The organism is Gordonia sp. NPDC003424 (genome assembly GCF_053588655.1).
Genome location: NZ_JBSFQJ010000023.1, coordinates 59,146 through 74,974 on the forward strand (window position 1 = coordinate 59,146; position 15,829 = coordinate 74,974).

Consider the following 15,829-nt stretch of genomic DNA (forward strand, 5'->3'; position numbering starts at 1 on the left):
CGCGGGTGAGATTTCGGTCGGTGTCGCGTCGCGATGAGTTTTGTCCCCGGGTGCAGTCTGATCTGTATGGGCAAACTCATCTATGGTTTCAACGTATCGGTGGACGGGTACATCGCCGATGCGCAGGGCAGGATCGACTGGTCGGATCCGAGCGACGAACTGCACCGGTATTGGAACGATTTCGAGCGGCAGACGGCGCTGTCGTTCTACGGGCGGCGCCTCTATGAACTGATGTCCGGGTACTGGCCGACGGCCGACAAGGATCCGGACGCCACCCCGACGATCGTCGATTTCGCCCATATCTGGCGCGACATGCCGAAGGTCGTGTTCTCGCGCACGCTGGAGTCGGTGGACTGGAACTCCCGTCTGGAGCGCGGCGACCCGGTCGAGGTGGTGCGGAAACTGAAGGCGGAGACCGACGGACAGCTGGAGGTGGCCGGACCGACGCTGGCCGCACCGATCGTGCAGGCGGGACTGGTGGACGAATTCCGGTTGGTGGTGGCGCCCACCGCGGTGGGCAGTGGTCTCCCGTTCTTCCCGACACTGCCGTCGTGGATCTCGTTGCAGCTGCTGGAGAATCGCACGTTCCCAGGTGGCGTTGTCCTGCTGCGGTACGAGGCGGAACACGACTGATCGCCCCCGCGCCCGGCATGAACACCGCGGTGCGTGCGGCGGTCCGGCAGGGCCTGCCCCGGGGCTACTCGGCGTTGGCGGTGCGCAACGGTTTCCGTGGGCTGCGCCGGGGACAGGTCCAGGAGATGGGCTGGACGGATGTCAGCGGCTGGCTGAACAGGCCGGTGTGCCCGCAGTACCTGGCGCTACACTTCCGCTATCCCGATCCGACGAGCGGTGGTATCTCAATTGTCGTACCGCTGTCAGCAGGTGCTCGGGGGCCGTCGTCGGATACTGAATGCCGGCTGTGACCACCCGTGGCCGACGTGCCGCGCGAGTACGAGGACGAGTTCCTCGGCGCCCTTGTGGTTCCTGGTGACCGAGGACAAGGTGTCCCCACATGTTCAGTGCATTTCTTCTGCTCGGCGGACATGCCCTTCGAAGCCAAGCGATTTCGCCTTTTCGAGATACTGTGCCGCCAACGCCCGGTAGTGGGACGTGTCGCCGGTGGCTCGAGCGAGCAGCGTGTGCAGCCACAGCAGGGTGATCGCCGGTACGGCCGCGTCCGCCGTCGGGAGGTGCGCGGCCCAGTCGATGGCCGACCTGGCCTCTGCGATATCGGCGTCGGTACCCCGTTCCAGCAGGGTCTCGGCAAGGATCGCGGTGGGACCCAGCCCCCATCCGACACGGCCGTCCCGGTGCAGAACCTCGACGGCCGCACGCATGACCGGTATGGCGGCGAGATCGCCACGTCGGTTCTGCTCTCGTCCCACCAACACCTCGTATATCGGCAGAAGCGCTGGAGCTCGCTCATGCAGAAAGATGTCGCCGCTCTGCTGGGCGATCATCGTGAGGGCCCGTTCGCGCTCGCTCGGGTCGTCGCGGAAGAGGAGCGCCAGAATGCGCATGTAGTGAGCCCCCTTCAGTCCGTAGTCGCTGACGGCCGAGTGCGCCTGAGCTTCGGCGTGATCGAGAATCCGGAACAGGGAGTCGTCGGCGACGCGCACCCCGTAGAGCAGCGCGGGCCCACAGAGCCAGGTCGTGACGAGCGCGTGGGTTCCCGGGTCGCTCTGCCGGGCAAACTCCAAGGCGTCGTCCAGATCCGATTGCCAGCCGGCGTGACCGAACCACCAGCGGGCGATAGCGCGGAACGCCAACGCCATGGCCAGCGGCGAGCCGAGTCCGAAGCCGGCACCCTTCGCCGGGTCGCCGGCAGCGAGGTCGATCACGATGTGCGAGCGTTGCAGAATCTCGCCGAACTCTCCACCGTTGAACCAGTTCGCAAATGCGATGAACGACAAACCGATTGACAGAGCGGGATCGCCGATCGAGTCGACGAGGGCCATCTGCTCCGTAGCGATTCGCGATCCCTCACCGGGACCCCCCGTCGACAGCAGCTCGGCGGCCAGCCCACTCATGCCGATTGCCAACGACACCTTGTCCCCGGTCGCGTCACACAGCGTCCGAAGTTCGGCGAAGCGACCCCACGTGTCTTGGATCGGCCACGCCTGCCAGTCAGTGGTGCAGAGCAGGGTACGCGGGGCGGTACGCATGGCCAAGACTTCGGGATCGTCGCCGGGCATCGCGTCGGCGACCCGGCAGGCGCCCTCCCAGGCCAGCCGTGCGGCAGCGAGATCGCGAGTCACCGACCACTGGCCACTGCGCATGTGCCAGCCGTATGCCGCGGGAAGGTCGCCGGCAGCCTCGAGGTGGCTCGCGATCAAGGCCGCGTTCTCGTCCGCCGATCCACCATCTCCGATCACGGCCGCCAGCCGCTGATGTCGTTCGGCGCGATCGGATTTCAACTGTGACGCATAGGCCACCGCACGAATCAGCGGATGGCGAAACGCGTATTCCTCGATCGGGTGCGACCGCACCCGATCGATCAACTCGGCGTCGATCAGCTCATCGATGCGCGGTGCATCCTGAACCGCGTCGAGCAGATCCACCGCGAAGCGGATTCCGATCACCGCTGCCATGTGCAAGGTCCGTTTGGCCGGTGAACGCAGAGCGTCGATGCGCGCCTCGATGGCGGCCTGCACGGTGACCGGCACGCTGATGTCGGCCACGTCAAATCGGCTCACGTAGTCACCTCGCCGGCCGGTGAACACGCCGCGCTGCTCCAGCTCACGGACCATCTCCTCGGCGAAGAACGGATTGCCCGCCGCCCGTTCGGCGATCAATCCGGTCAGTTCCGTCACCGACGGATCCTTCCCGAGTAGTTCGCGGACCAACATCGTCGATGTCGACTCATCCAGCGGGTCCAACGTCATGTGCTGCGCCCCCGGCAAGGTCAGCAGACTGCCCCGGTACTCCGGCCGCGACGTGATGACGACGAGGGTCGGTGTGTCCACGATGGCCGAGAAGTAATCCGCCAACATGGACTCGCTCACCGTGTCGATCCAGTGCACGTCCTCGACGATGAACAGCACTGACCCAGAACGTGTTTTCGAAGCTGCCGCGATCAGGGTGCGCACTCGTCGTCGCCGGGCGTCGGGGTCAATGCGTGGCAGCGCCGCATCGGCGTCGGCGATGCCGAGCAGGTCGTCGAGCAACAGCAGATCGTCGGTGGCGGCGTCGCCGAGGCGCAGCCTGACTCGGGCACGCGCGGCCGGCGCGTCGAGGTCGGCCACCCCGAGGCCGGCTCGAAGCAGACTTGCGACGGTCCGGAAGGGAACCCCACGCGCATGCGATTCGCAGAACGTCCACACGACCTCGACGCCACGCGCGGTCGCCAGTGCGGCACATTCTCCGGCCATCCGGCTCTTGCCGATACCCGCCGGTGACACCACATTGACGACGCCGCCGCGACCACCGATGGACCGCTCGAGTACAGCGCCAAACGCATCCATCTCGCGTTGCCGTCCCACCAACCGAGGCCCGGGTCGCCCGCTCATCCCCTGGCGCGGACGAATCTTCAGCAACCGCCGCGCACGGACTGGACGATCCGCACCCTTGATCTGCACCCACTCCGGCTCGCCAAGCGTCGCGAGATCGTCGACGAGACGCGCAGTCGACTCCGACACCATCACCCCGCCAGGCGGCGCGACAGACTCCATTCGTTGCGCGAACCCGACCTGCTCCCCGACGGTGGTGTAACCGAATGGTCTGCTACCGAGTTCTCCGGCGATCACCTGACCCGAGTTCAGCCCCACCCGCACACGCACGTCCACCGGATCGCAGCGCGCCACCTCCTCGGCCAGTATGTCGGTCGCTTGTTGAATCTCCAAGGCGGCCAAGCACGCTCGCAAAGCATGGTCCTCCAAGGCCATCGGCGCACCGAACACCGCCATCACGCCGTCGCCGGTGAAATCCACACTCCCGCCGTACGCCTCGACCGTCGCAGCGGCCCGTTCGACCAGCGCGGCCATGATCTCGCGGTACCGCTCGGGTTCCACTGCCGCCGCGATGCGCATCGACCGAACCACGTCGGCGAAGAGCACGGTGACCTGCTTGTACTCCGCAGGCTCGGCCGACGCCGGCGTGATCGGCGCTCCGCACCGGTCGCAGAACCGGGCGCTGTCACGAAGTTCGGTGCCGCAGGCCCCACAGGTGACAGCGGCGGCCATGAGTACCCTCGATCCACGATCGTCGGCCCCCGGCGATCACCAGAATAGAACGCAGAGGGCCGCGGCGATCTGAGATTTCCGTGATCATACGAACAGCCTGGTGAAGGCACCCAACCGACGCGATTGCAGTAGCCCGCCACTGATTCGTTTGCGACGCACGGCGGCCACCATCAGGTGACGAACCGCTGAGACGGCTGAACAGAGGCATCACATGGTCGAGACGGTCGAGTTGACAGCGCTGCCGCCGGTACCGAGAAATCCGCTGCCACGGTTGCAACAGTTGAAGGCGATCAGGGCTTTTCACACCGGGTGTGAGACGTTGCGTGATGCCGGCGGACCCGTGACACGCCTGGCGCTGAGCTGGCCGCTGCCGCCCGTGGTGGTCACAACGTCACCCATGGGTGCGCGAAACGTTCTCGGCCGCAGCTCCCCGTATGTCGACAGGAACCAGCCCTTGTTCGACGAGCACCGGCGACTTGTCGGCGACTCGCTCTTCAACCTGAGGCACGACGCGTGGCTGCCTCGTCGACGCGCGATGCAGCCGTTGTTCAGTAAGCAGAACGTGACCCGGTACGCCGGTCAGATGGCAGCCGGAGCCGACAGACTCTCGCGTGAGTGGGGCGACGGCGCGGTGGTCGACCTCGATCGCGAGTGTCATCGACTGCTGCTCGAGCTGTTGGCTCAGGCGGTCCTCGGTCTGGACCTCGGCGCGAGGACCGAAGCGCTCCTCGGGGTGCCGCTTCGCACTGCCGCCACCTATATCACCGACCGCGCCGTACGACCGGTCCGTGCCCCGTGGTGGCTACCGACGCCTACACGACGACGTGCACGGGCCGCCAGCGCCACCTTTCACAAGGTTGCCGATGATGTCGTCCGGGACTGCCGGGCCGACCCAACACGCGAGGCACCGCTGATTCGCGCGCTCATCGACGTCACCGACCCCGACACCGGACGCCCACTGTCCGACGAGGACATCGGCCACGAACTGGTCTCGTTTTTGGGAGCCGGGCAGGATACGGCAGCAACCGCGTTGACGTACACCCTATGGGTCTTGGGCCGCCATCCCGAGGTGCAGGACAACGTTGTCGCGGAAGTCGCCGCGCTGGGCGACCGGCCGTTGACCGCTGACGACGTCCCACGCCTGGGCTACACCGTGCAGGTGCTGCATGAGGCGATGCGCTTGTGTCCGCCCGCGGCCGCTACGACACGGACGGTGACCAAGGACATCGACATCGACGGCTATCGGGTCGACGCGGGCAGCTGGGCGATAGTGGGGATCTACGCGTTACATCGCGACCCGGCCCTGTGGGATCGTCCGAAGGTATTCGACCCCGATCGGTTCAGCCGGGCCAACTGCAAGGACCGGGATCGCTGGCAGTACCTGCCGTTCGGTGGTGGCCCGAGGTCGTGTATTGCCGACAACTTCGCCATGCTCGCCCTGACCCTGGGTTTGGCAACCATCATCCGCCACAGCGAGATCCGCTCACTGAACGACGACTTCCCGTTGAGCGTGCCGTTCACCATGGTCGCCGGCGCCCCGATCCCGGCACGCGTATCGCCGCGGATCCGACGGCGCGGTACGGAGCATGCGTGATGCCACGAACCCGGAGGCCACATGATGGTTGACACCTTCGACGTCCTGGTTGTCGGCGCCGGACCCGTGGGTGCGACCGCGGCGTTGCTCCTTGCCCACCACGGGTTGAAATGCATTGTGGTCGAGGAACGTCGAGAGCCGCAGCGGCATCCCGCTGCGCACGTGCTCTCGACCCGGTCCATGGAGATCTGGCGTGAGATCGGTCTGGAGGGCGATATCAGCCGACTCGGCGCACCCTTGGACGAACTGCGAAACATCCTGTATTGCACCAGCTTGGTGGGTCCTGAACTCGGCCGGGTGACGCTCGCCGATCTACCCGATGCGTACCTCGATGCCATCGAAGCGGTCAGCCCGACCCGCACCGCGCACCTGCCGCAGAATGTCCTCGAGCCGTTGCTGTGGGCCGCCCTGCGCGACAATCCGCACGTCGACCTCCGTCTGGGTTGGAACTACCACCGGCACACCGACAGTACCGACGGCGTCTCGGTGACCGTCACCGACAACATCGCCGGGGTGCGCCGAGAACTGGTCGCCCGCTACGTCATCGCCGCGGACGGCTCGGCGAGTACCGTTCGACGAGAACTGCCGGTGGCGATGGATGGTTCGATTCTCCAGCACGTCATCAGCGTGCATTTCTCCGCAGACCTCGAGCCCTTTCGCGACCATCGCCGTGGGCCGGTGATCTGGACCCACACCACCAAGGGACTCGGTGTCATCATCGTGCACCGATCACCTCACGACCTCGTATTTCAGATTCCGTATTTCCCGCCGATCGAGTCGGTGGACGACTTCCCGGCGGAGGTCTGCCGCAGCCACATCATCGATGCCATCGGAGATGGCGGCGTCGACATCGAGATCAAGTCGATCCAGTCCTGGACGATGCACGCCCAGGTCGCCGACAGCTATCGGGTGGGTCGAGTCTTCCTGGCCGGCGACGCCGCACATCGGTTCCCGCCCACCGGTGGCCTCGGGCTCAACACCGGCGTCGCCGACGTCCACAATCTGGCGTGGAAACTGGCGTGGGTGGTCGTCGGCGGAGCTTCCGATGCACTGCTGGACACCTATGAGCAGGAACGCCGTCCGGTCGGCATCGCGACGACCGCCGATGCTGTGGCGAACTTCGAGGGTCTGTTCGACGTTGTTGCGGCACTGGGTATACCGCGGCATGCGGTCCGTCTGCTGCCTCGCGCGGTCGACGCCGCCCCACCATGGCTACCACGACGGCCGGCACGCGCGCTCGTCCGAGGGTTCACGACGCTGGCCTACCAACGCCTTCGCCTGGCCACGGCGCCGGGTCGAGTGGGCCGGCGAGTTCGGCACCGTGCCGCGGCGGCCATCGCCCGACAGGGACCGCACTACCGCAACTGGGGACGTGACCTCGGGGTGCGCTACCGGCACGGCGCCGTGATCGACGACGGACTCCCTCCGCCGATCGACGATCCGGAGTTCTATTCCTCACGCGCCCGTTCGGGTGGTCGGCTGCCCCACAGTTGGGCCACGTCCCGTGACGGTCGGGTGTCCACGCTGGATCTGGTCAGTCGCGACACACTCACCCTCGTGGTGTCAGCCGAGGCTGCCGCCGCATGGTGTCAAGCCGCCGAAAGACTTTCGATGTCGATCGAGGTGCTCGGCGACAGTGAGCGCAGGGTGTTGCACACCGGCATCGCGGGAGCCGATCCCGACGCCCTCGTCGTACGTCCGGACGGTCATATCCTCGCCGCGTTGCATTCAGAACGGGACGGCCGTGCCTCGTTGCGGCGAGCACTGGTCGTCGTCGGCGCGCAATCGAGTGCAACCGCCGCAGCAGATGAATGACGTTGCAGCACCGCTGATCACAAATCCCGGAAGGACCAATGATGAAGCCTGCGACAGTCCCACCGCCGCAACTTGTCCGCCTCCTCGAACGTGGGCGCCACTATCTCCTGTGGATTCATCGGCGAACCGCCCCGCCGTACGCGGCGATGATGGAGATGATCATGAATGCCTGGTCGGCACAGGCGATCACCGCAGCCGTCGATCTCGGCGTGGCCGACGCCTTGGCGGGTGGGCCGCTGCGGCTGGACGAGTTGGCTCGTCGAGTCGACGCCGACGCGGACGCGCTGCGCCGACTCCTGCGGGCATTGATGGGCCGTGGCATATTTCGCCAGCGTCGTGACCGTCGCTACGCACTGAACGCACTGGCGGACACGCTGCGCTCCACCGCGCCGCTGTCGACGGCGGGACTTGCGGCGATGGTTGGCTCACGCCAGCACCGCGAGCACTGGAGTCATCTCGCCGACGCGATACGGACCGGCGACGCGGTCGTCCCGGTCGTGCACGGCACCGACGCCTTCGATTACCTCAGCAGGGAGCCCGAACTCGCCGAGGCCTTCAACCGGGCCATGGCAGAGACGACCGAGATGACCGTGGCCGCGGTCATGGCGGCCTACTCGTTCGACCCCTACCCCACCATTGTCGATGTCGGCGGCGGGGTGGGTCGGTTGCTGGTCGAGATCCTCACGGCCGCGACGACTGCCCGAGGGATTCTCTTCGACCTGCCGCTGGCCGTCGACGAGGCCCCACCACTGCTGAGGCGGCACGGAATCGCGGATCGTGTCAGCGTCGTGGCGGGATCGTTTTTCGACGCGGTGCCCGCGGGGGCCGACATCTACATCCTGAAGAACGTGATTCATGACTGGCCCGATGACAAGGCACTCGAGATTCTGCGAAATGTGCACGCGGCGGCGGGAATCGGCACGCCCGTCCTGCTGATCGAGTTTGTCATCCCGGTCCATCAACGCGAATACGTCGGTCACTGGACCGATCTGGAGATGCTGTTGACCCAGGCCGGCCGTGACCGTACGGCCGCCGAGTATCGTGCTCTGCTCGAGCGCGCCGGGTTCCGAGTGTCGCGTGTCGTTCCGACCGCCTCGCCCGTGAGTCTCGTGGAGGCTCAAGCGGTCTGACTTGTCCGGGCCATCAGTTCGCGCGCACTGCCGCGGCGCGGCTTGCCGGACGCAGTCTTGGGCAGGGTGCCCGCGGGAAAGAGCTGCACATCGCGTGGGAGGAGACCCACGTGACGGCTCACCCGAGTGGTGACGTCGCGGCTGATTCGCCGGCGCACGGACTCGGTTGCCGCATCATGGACTTCGGCGAGTACCGCGAAGCCCTCCACGTCGCCATCGACGCGCACGGCGATTACGCAGCCCGGTCGCACGCCCTCGACGGTTTCGGCGGCACGCTCGACGTCGTGTGGGTACAGGTTCCGGCCCGCCACCACGATGAGATCCTTGGCGCGGCCGCAGACGTAGAGTCGACCACACTCGTCGAGATATCCCAGGTCGCCAGTGTCGAACCACCCGTCCTCCGCGACCAGCGGCACGGAACCACGTGACGTGAGATAGCTTGCGGCGACTGCGGGACCGCGTATCTCGATGGCGCCGATCGCTCTGTGCGCCAGCGCTTGTCCGGCCCGGCTGATGCGTACTTCCATTCCTGACACGGGTGCCCCGACGCACGCGACGTGCCGCACCGGTTCGGCGTCTCCAAGGACCGGTAGTGCGCGATCGGTCTCCTCGACGGCGTGGCGCGAGAGAATATCGATCAACGCACCGTCGTGCGGCGCACCCAACGACACGGCCAGTGTGGCTTCGGCAAGCCCGTAACCGGGCATTGTGGCGGTGGACCGCAAGCCGAAGCGCGCCCCGGCAGAGGCGAATTCGTCGACGACGCGGTGATCGACCGGTTCGGCCCCGTTGACCGCAACCCGAAGCGACGACAGATCGATGTCATCAATCTCGGCGTGACATCGCAACGCTCGACTCAACACCGAGTAGGCGAAGTTGGGTCCCGAGGTGATGGTTCCGCGGTATCTGCTGATCAACTCCGCCCAGATGATCGGACGCCGGAGAAAGTCGTCGGGCGGGATGACGACGGCTTCGAGGCCCCGCTGCATGGGCAGGCACAAGAAGGCGATCATACCCATGTCGTGTGAGAGCGGAAGCCAACTGACGAACACGTCACGGCTGACATCGATGTCCAGTCCATCGGACAGCGCGATGGCGCTCGCGGCGAGATTACCGTGGCTGATCTCGACGGCCTTCGGCAGACCGGTTGATCCCGATGTCAATTGCCGCAGTGCGATATCCGTGTCATCCGTCTCGACCTCGGGGCCGGACTCGGCGGGTTCGGCGAGGCGCAGGGACTCGACGGTGCAGACCACCACCTCCCGTGCAGACAGACGGTCTCCCACGGCAATGAACGGGCCTCCGACGACGACCACGCGGGCGTGGATCAACTCAATTGCACGAACGGTGTCGGCAAGCCAGACAGACATGTCGACACGCGGCGTCGGTTGCTGCAGCATCGTCAGCGCGGCTCCCCGTAGCCACGTCGCCTGCGCCAGTGGAGCGACATCGACGGCATCGGTGGCCAGCACGGCAACCGAATCACCGTGGCCGATCCCCCTCGCGGCCAGACCGCCGCTCATCCGCATCGCCTGCAGACGGACGTCCCGCCAGCTGAGCCGGACCGGCTGTGCAAGAGTTCCTCCGGTCAGGCGCCGAGGTGACGCCATCGCATTGGCACGAAGCTCGGAAGTCAGGGCACTCAACGGATTCTCCCCTTGGCTACCACGTAGTCGACGAGATCGCCCACCCGGTGGATCCGCGGTAGCAGTTCGGCGATGTCGACGTCGTGCAAGTCCGGATACTCTTTTCGCAGCCGATCCAGTAGGCGAACCTGAAGCAGCGAGTCATACCCCAAATCGTCTGTCAGCCGCTGGGATCGGGACAATGCCCCGACAGCGTAGTTGCCGACATCGGCGATGATCGCCAGAACCTCTCCCTCGGCGCGGTTGCGGACCTGCCCGATGTCGGCCACTTGCGTGTCGTCCGGTTCGTCAACGGATGCTGTCGTCTCGACCCGGCGTGCTCGTGGCCGTCGCCGGGGGTCGGCGACCACACCATCGAACCAGAACCGTCTGGTGTCGTCGAAGACGTAGGCCGGGAGCCTCTGAAACGGCCCGGGTGGCTCGCCGTAGAGCGGGGTGAGGTCTGGGGAATACCCATCGCGCATCAACGTCGCGGCAACGCCGAGCAATTCGGTCCCGTCTGAATCCGGCCCGCTACACAGGACCAGCGACTGTGGAGTCGGTGGTGGTCCGGCCCGCATCGCACACGAGAGCAGCCCGGATCGCGGGCCGGCCTCGGCCAGATAGTCGGCGCCGGCCGAGGTCGCAGCGGCACGGACGGCGTCGTGAAACCGGACCGGCGCGCAGATCTGTCTGGCCCAATAACCCGCTGTCATCTCGCGACCGTCGATGCATCTGCCGTACACCGTTGAGAACAACGGGAACTCGGCGGGGCGGGGCTCGATCCCGGTCAGCTCATCGCGGAGGTCGGACACGATCGGTTCCATCAGCGGCGAGTGGAAGGCATGTGACACCGCAAGTCGCGTCGCACTTCCGCCGTGCCGGCGTACCACCGATCGCACACGTGCCACCGCGTCAACGGTCCCCGAAATCGTCACTGCACGTGCGCCGTTGACGGCCGCTATCAGGCAGTCGGGTACGGCGGCGACAAGCTCTTCCGCCTCTGGCAGGCTGAGATCGATGGCGATCATCGCCCCAGTGGACGGTAACGACCCCATCAACCGACCTCTGGCAACGACGAGTCTGGCGGCCGCGTCTACGTCGAGCACACCTGAGACGCACGCGGCGCTGATCTCGCCGAGGCTGTGCCCGATACCGAACTGCACCCGGATGCCGCTCTGCAACAACGTTTGTCCCAGGGCGAACGACACGGCGAACAACGCCGGTTGCGTCAGGCCGGTGTCGTCGAGCCCCGGTCCCAAGCCGAGAATCACCGGCCGCAGGTCTGTGCCCAGATGAGGTGTCACGACGGCACAGATGGTGTCCAGCGCCTTCCGGTACACCGGGTTCGCAGCATAGAGTGGACGCGTCATACCTGCGTACTGCGTGCCCTGACCCGAAAACAGTAAGCCAACGGTCGCGGGCAGTCGATGCGGCCGCACGGCGGACACGAGATCCGGACCCAGACCTGCGGCGACCTGTTCCAAGCCCTCGACAAGCATGTCGCGGTCACCGTCGAGCACAACGCGGTGCTGATGGGATCGCTTGACATTGTTGGTCGATCGACACCACGCGCCGACTCGGTCGAGCTCGACGGTACGCAGTGCGTCGCCGAGTGAACTCGCGTTGCGTCGCAACGCAACTGCAGATGGCGCCGAGATGGTCAGCACTCCTCGCCGACTCGGGCGCGGTGACGGGGCGGGTGGAGCGGACCCCAGGATGGCGTGTGCGTTGCCGCCGCCGAGACCGAACGAACTCACCGCGCCCAGGACAGTGTGCTCCGGCAGTACCGTCGGGGCATCGGCCAGTGTCAGGCCGTTCTCCTCGAGCCTCATGGCCGGGTTGGGGCCGTCACCGACCACCGTCGGCGGCAGCACATGCAGGTGCAATGCCAGGCAGGCCTTGATGAATGCCGCGATCCCCGCGCTGCCCTCGGTATGGCCGATATTGCCCTTGACCGAACCGAGCAAACACCGCTCGCCGCTTCGGGCCCGGTGCACGTCGCCGAGGGCACCAGCTTCGATCATGTCTCCCAGGACCGTACCGGTACCGTGCGCTTCGACGAACGCGAGTTGGTCGGCACCGACCTCTGCGAAGTGCAGCGCCCGGCGCATCAACGCCGCCTGTGACCGCCGACTCGGCGCGGTGATCCCGTTGCTTCGCCCATCGTGGTTGGTTACCGAACTCCGCACGACCGCATAGATCGGTTGTCGATCGGCCAGCGCGTCATCGAGCCGCCGCAATACGACGGCCGCGACACCCTCACCCCTGCCGATTCCGTCGGCGTCGCGCCGGAACGGTTTACAACGACCGTCGGGCGCGGACAGTCCGGCCCGGGTGTAGTAGATGGAAAGTGCCGGAGTCAGAATGAGATTCACACCCGCGGCGATGACCGTGTCGGCCTCCTCGGCGCGCAGCGCGGCGCACCCCTGATGGATCGCGGTCAGCGATGACGAACAAGCCGAATCGATCGCCACACTCGGCCCGGTCAGACCCAGGTGGTAGGAGATGCGATTCGCCGTCATGAAGTAGCCGCAACCTGTTCCGAAAAGGGAGCCGACCTCGGCGAAATCGAGCAGTTGGATACTGCTCCACTCGCTGGACATCACTCCTACGAAAACCCCTGTGCGCGTTCCCGTCAACGATCGCGGATCGAACCCGGCATCCTCGAGCGCGCGCCACGACGACTGCAGGAGCAGTCGCTGCTGCGGGTCGAGGGCAGCCGCCTCGACAGGCGCCATCCCGAAGAATTCGTTGTCGAAGGCATCCACCATGTCGATGAAGTGGCCGCGTCGGGAATTCGTCGAGCCGGCAACACCCTCGGGGTGATAGAAGGTGTCGATGTCAAAGCGTTGCGCTGGTACCTCGGTGTCGGTGACCAGGCCGTCCAGCATCAACCGCCAGAAGGCGTCCTTGTCCGGCGCTCCGGGAAACCGGCAATCGATACCGACCACCGCGATCGGTATCACGCCGAGCCCCTCCGTCCCATGAGGTGGGTGGCGATCGCCTCGATGGTCGCGTAGTCCCACACCACGGTGGTCTCGACGTCAAATCCCCTCTCGTCGTTAAGGTCTGCGCACAACGCCATGCCGGACACCGAGTCGATCCCAAGGTCGGCCAGCGGAACGTCAACCCCCACGCCGGCGGACGGTACACCGAGGTAACCGGCGACCTTCGCTGTCAGCCAGTCGACGAGTTCATCGTAAGTCGGGGCGCGGCCGGTCATCGCATCGCTCGGTTGCGGTGCGCGGTGTCGTCAACCCTCAACTCGCCGAACGAGATCTGGCGATCTACCACATCGAGGATCCATTTCTCGAACCGGACGCCGCCGAGCAGCGCCGCGCAGCCGATCAGCGGGAGACCGACGACGATGCCGATTCCCACGCCGACCACGAACACCACCAAACCCGCGGCATGTGCTGCCGCGCCGACTCGTCCGGCTGACCGCACCAGCACGCCCCATCGCCGGAACAGTCGACCGGCAAAGAGATCGGCTGCCGCCAGCGTCGGCACCATGGGCGCTGCGCTGGCCTTGCATTCCCCCTGTTCGGCGAGACTGCGCCCGATCGCGGCGATGCGCGCCAGTTCGGCGTCGCCGACCCCGGCCCGCCCGAACCACAGGAACGGGTCGCGCTTGCCGGTCAGGAGCCATCGCAGCGTCGTCGCCAGGGAGACCGCCTGGTGCCGGGTGTCGGTCGCGGCAACCACTTCGACCTGCCGCGCACCCGCAGCTCGTAGCAGCCCGACAACTTCGACTGTCGCCGAATACCACATGTTGCGGCAGGCGATCAGCACGATGACCCTGCGGTTCTGGAACAGCTCGGGATACCCGGCGACCAGCGACCGAATGGGCAGCGACGGGGACAGGTACCACACCTGTTGCGCCAACAGGACAATTTCGTCCTCGTCGGTGTCGTGGTCTGCGCCGAACCCGCCGGTCGGCTCGACAAGTCCCACGACCTCGTCGGGATCCACCGCGCGCGGGAAGATGCCGAAGAACTGCCGAATGGACCAGGGGAACGGGAATGGTTCGCGCGGTATAACATTGACCCAGCGGATGTGCCACCCCGCGGCGGCCAGCGGTGCGGTGAACGACTCGGCGACCTCACGTAACTGTCCGGTCTGGGTGTAGAGGTAGACGACCGCGCGGCGGGTCATGGCCGTGGATCTGGCGTCCGGGCTCCTGACACCGCTGTCAGGTGCATGAGAGAGATGACGAAGCGGCCGGACTCGGGAACCAGGCACAGCATGGTGTCGCCGTCGGCGATCAGGCCCTCACTCAGCATCTCGTCGAGGATGACGAAGATCGCCGCGCAGCCGATGTTGCCCACGGAAGTCAGGTTGCTGTACCACTTCTCGGGGCGGCCGGCATTGATACCGCGCCGGGCGAACTCGGTGAAGACGAGCTCCTTCATCCGCTCACTCGAGTAGTGCGCGGGGATCCAGGACACCGTGTCGGGATCGAACTTGCCCGCTGTGCGCAGGCGTTCCCACTCGTCGGCGCCGAGACCGACCAAGTGCGGCAGCAACGAGAGGTCCTGGCGCAACACGAGTGCACCGTCGGCTTCGGCCGCTGCGGCCGTCGGATAATCCATCCAGCTCCGCGTTGTCGTTCCGGATGTGCTGCCACCGTACATGCACGCCCGCGCGGTGTTGGCGAAGGACTGCAGTGATATCCAGTCGATGCGGAGGCTGATTCCCGTTGCGGCGGGCCTATTCTCGATCACCGCAGCGCCCGCGCCGTCGGAGAGCATGTAACGCAGAAAGGCGGCTTCCAGCGGCAGAGATCCGTCGCGTGCGAGCAGACCCATCATCTCGTCGTACCTGGAGCCCTTGAAGATACGCGAGGCAAACTCGCTGGCGACGGTGATAGCGTTGCGCTTTTCGCCGATCGCCACCTGGAGGTACGCGTTCTTCAGTGCCATCATGCCCGAACTGCACACCCCGGCGGCGGTGGAGATCTCCATCGGCCCATACCCCAAGGCCCCGTGCACCATGCTGGCATGTCCGGGCGCCAACATGTCGGGTCCCGTGGTGGCCGCGGTCAGCAACTCGACGTCGTTGCGTCCGAGGCCGGCACTTTCGGCGGCCTCCCGTGCGGCGACTGCGGCCATTGCCGTATTCGAGATGATGGTGCGCTGATTCTTGTCGATCGCGTAGTGCCGCGTCTTGATCCCGCAGTTGGCCAGGGTCAGATCCCGCAGATCACGTGGTATGCCGCCGGCAATGCCCAGGTACTCGTCCATCTCGTCATTGGGCACCGGGTCTCCCGGCAGAAAGCTGGCCGTGGCCGTGATGTAGGCGCTCATCACCATGAACCTTTCTCGACTCCGCGTCGTCGGTCATGCGGTGGGCGATTGACGATCGCTCGTGGTGCAGCGACGACCTACCTCTGTCTGGCAAGCGTCGCCCGTGGTCGCCACGGCAGGCGCAGTAGCGACCTACTGCATTCGTGTGGCCGAAGTAGCGCGACGATTTCGTCAG

Annotated in this window: 11 protein-coding genes; 5 read left to right on the plus strand and 6 right to left on the minus strand. The window is 66.1% G+C overall.

What is annotated here, in order from left to right; genetic code table 11:
* The first annotated feature begins 66 nt into the window (after window positions 1-66).
* Together ACWDTI_RS24180 and ACWDTI_RS24185 are read left to right on the plus strand one after the other, a co-directional pair.
* Window positions 67-633 (plus strand): dihydrofolate reductase family protein, encoded by a 567-nt coding sequence (locus ACWDTI_RS24180; protein ID WP_449740675.1) that lies wholly within the window; start codon window positions 67-69, stop codon window positions 631-633.
* The gene (locus tag ACWDTI_RS24185) at window positions 552-923 is read left to right on the plus strand and encodes a 6-phosphofructokinase (RefSeq protein ID WP_449740676.1); all 372 of its coding nucleotides are present in this window, start codon (window positions 552-554) and stop codon (window positions 921-923) included. The genes ACWDTI_RS24180 and ACWDTI_RS24185 overlap by 82 nt, the downstream gene beginning before the upstream one ends.
* A 93-nt stretch (window positions 924-1,016) precedes the next feature.
* Here the strand turns inward: ACWDTI_RS24185 and ACWDTI_RS24190 are convergent, their stop codons facing one another.
* Window positions 1,017-4,181 carry an adenylate/guanylate cyclase domain-containing protein gene (locus tag ACWDTI_RS24190; protein ID WP_449740677.1) on the minus strand — a complete coding sequence of 1,055 codons (3,165 nt, stop codon included), beginning with the start codon at window positions 4,179-4,181 and terminating at the stop codon, window positions 1,017-1,019.
* 211 nt (window positions 4,182-4,392) lie between these two features.
* Here ACWDTI_RS24190 and ACWDTI_RS24195 point away from each other — a divergent pair, with 211 nt between their 5' ends.
* The 3 genes from ACWDTI_RS24195 to ACWDTI_RS24205 are packed head-to-tail and all read left to right on the plus strand — an operon-like array spanning window position 4,393 to window position 8,720.
* Window positions 4,393-5,775, plus strand: a complete 1,383-nt coding sequence (locus ACWDTI_RS24195; protein ID WP_449740678.1) for a cytochrome P450 — start codon at window positions 4,393-4,395, stop codon at window positions 5,773-5,775.
* Between the two features lie 21 nt (window positions 5,776-5,796).
* Window positions 5,797-7,590, plus strand: coding sequence for an FAD-dependent monooxygenase (locus tag ACWDTI_RS24200; RefSeq protein ID WP_449740679.1), 1,794 nt, complete (start codon window positions 5,797-5,799; stop codon window positions 7,588-7,590).
* A gap of 41 nt (window positions 7,591-7,631) precedes the next feature.
* Window positions 7,632-8,720: a methyltransferase gene (locus tag ACWDTI_RS24205; protein WP_449740680.1), complete on the plus strand. Its 1,089-nt coding sequence runs from the start codon at window positions 7,632-7,634 to the stop codon at window positions 8,718-8,720.
* Here ACWDTI_RS24205 and ACWDTI_RS24210 read toward each other — a convergent pair.
* The 5 genes from ACWDTI_RS24210 to ACWDTI_RS24230 are packed head-to-tail and all read right to left on the minus strand — an operon-like array spanning window position 8,708 to window position 15,654.
* Window positions 8,708-10,366, minus strand: a complete 1,659-nt coding sequence (locus ACWDTI_RS24210; protein WP_449740681.1) for a fatty acyl-AMP ligase — start codon at window positions 10,364-10,366, stop codon at window positions 8,708-8,710. The two genes, ACWDTI_RS24205 and ACWDTI_RS24210, sit on opposite strands and share 13 nt — an antisense overlap.
* The gene (locus ACWDTI_RS24215) at window positions 10,363-13,314 is read right to left on the minus strand and encodes a type I polyketide synthase (protein WP_449740682.1); all 2,952 of its coding nucleotides are present in this window, start codon (window positions 13,312-13,314) and stop codon (window positions 10,363-10,365) included. Before ACWDTI_RS24215 ends, ACWDTI_RS24210 begins: the two co-directional genes overlap by 4 nt.
* Window positions 13,311-13,571 (minus strand): acyl carrier protein, encoded by a 261-nt coding sequence (locus tag ACWDTI_RS24220; protein ID WP_449740683.1) that lies wholly within the window; start codon window positions 13,569-13,571, stop codon window positions 13,311-13,313. Before ACWDTI_RS24220 ends, ACWDTI_RS24215 begins: the two co-directional genes overlap by 4 nt.
* A complete protein-coding gene (locus ACWDTI_RS24225) occupies window positions 13,568-14,503 on the minus strand; it encodes a hypothetical protein (RefSeq protein WP_449740684.1) in 936 nt (311 codons plus the stop codon). The genes ACWDTI_RS24220 and ACWDTI_RS24225 overlap by 4 nt, the downstream gene beginning before the upstream one ends.
* Window positions 14,500-15,654 carry a StlD/DarB family beta-ketosynthase gene (locus ACWDTI_RS24230; RefSeq protein WP_449740685.1) on the minus strand — a complete coding sequence of 385 codons (1,155 nt, stop codon included), beginning with the start codon at window positions 15,652-15,654 and terminating at the stop codon, window positions 14,500-14,502. Before ACWDTI_RS24230 ends, ACWDTI_RS24225 begins: the two co-directional genes overlap by 4 nt.
* Window positions 15,655-15,829 lie beyond the last annotated feature (175 nt).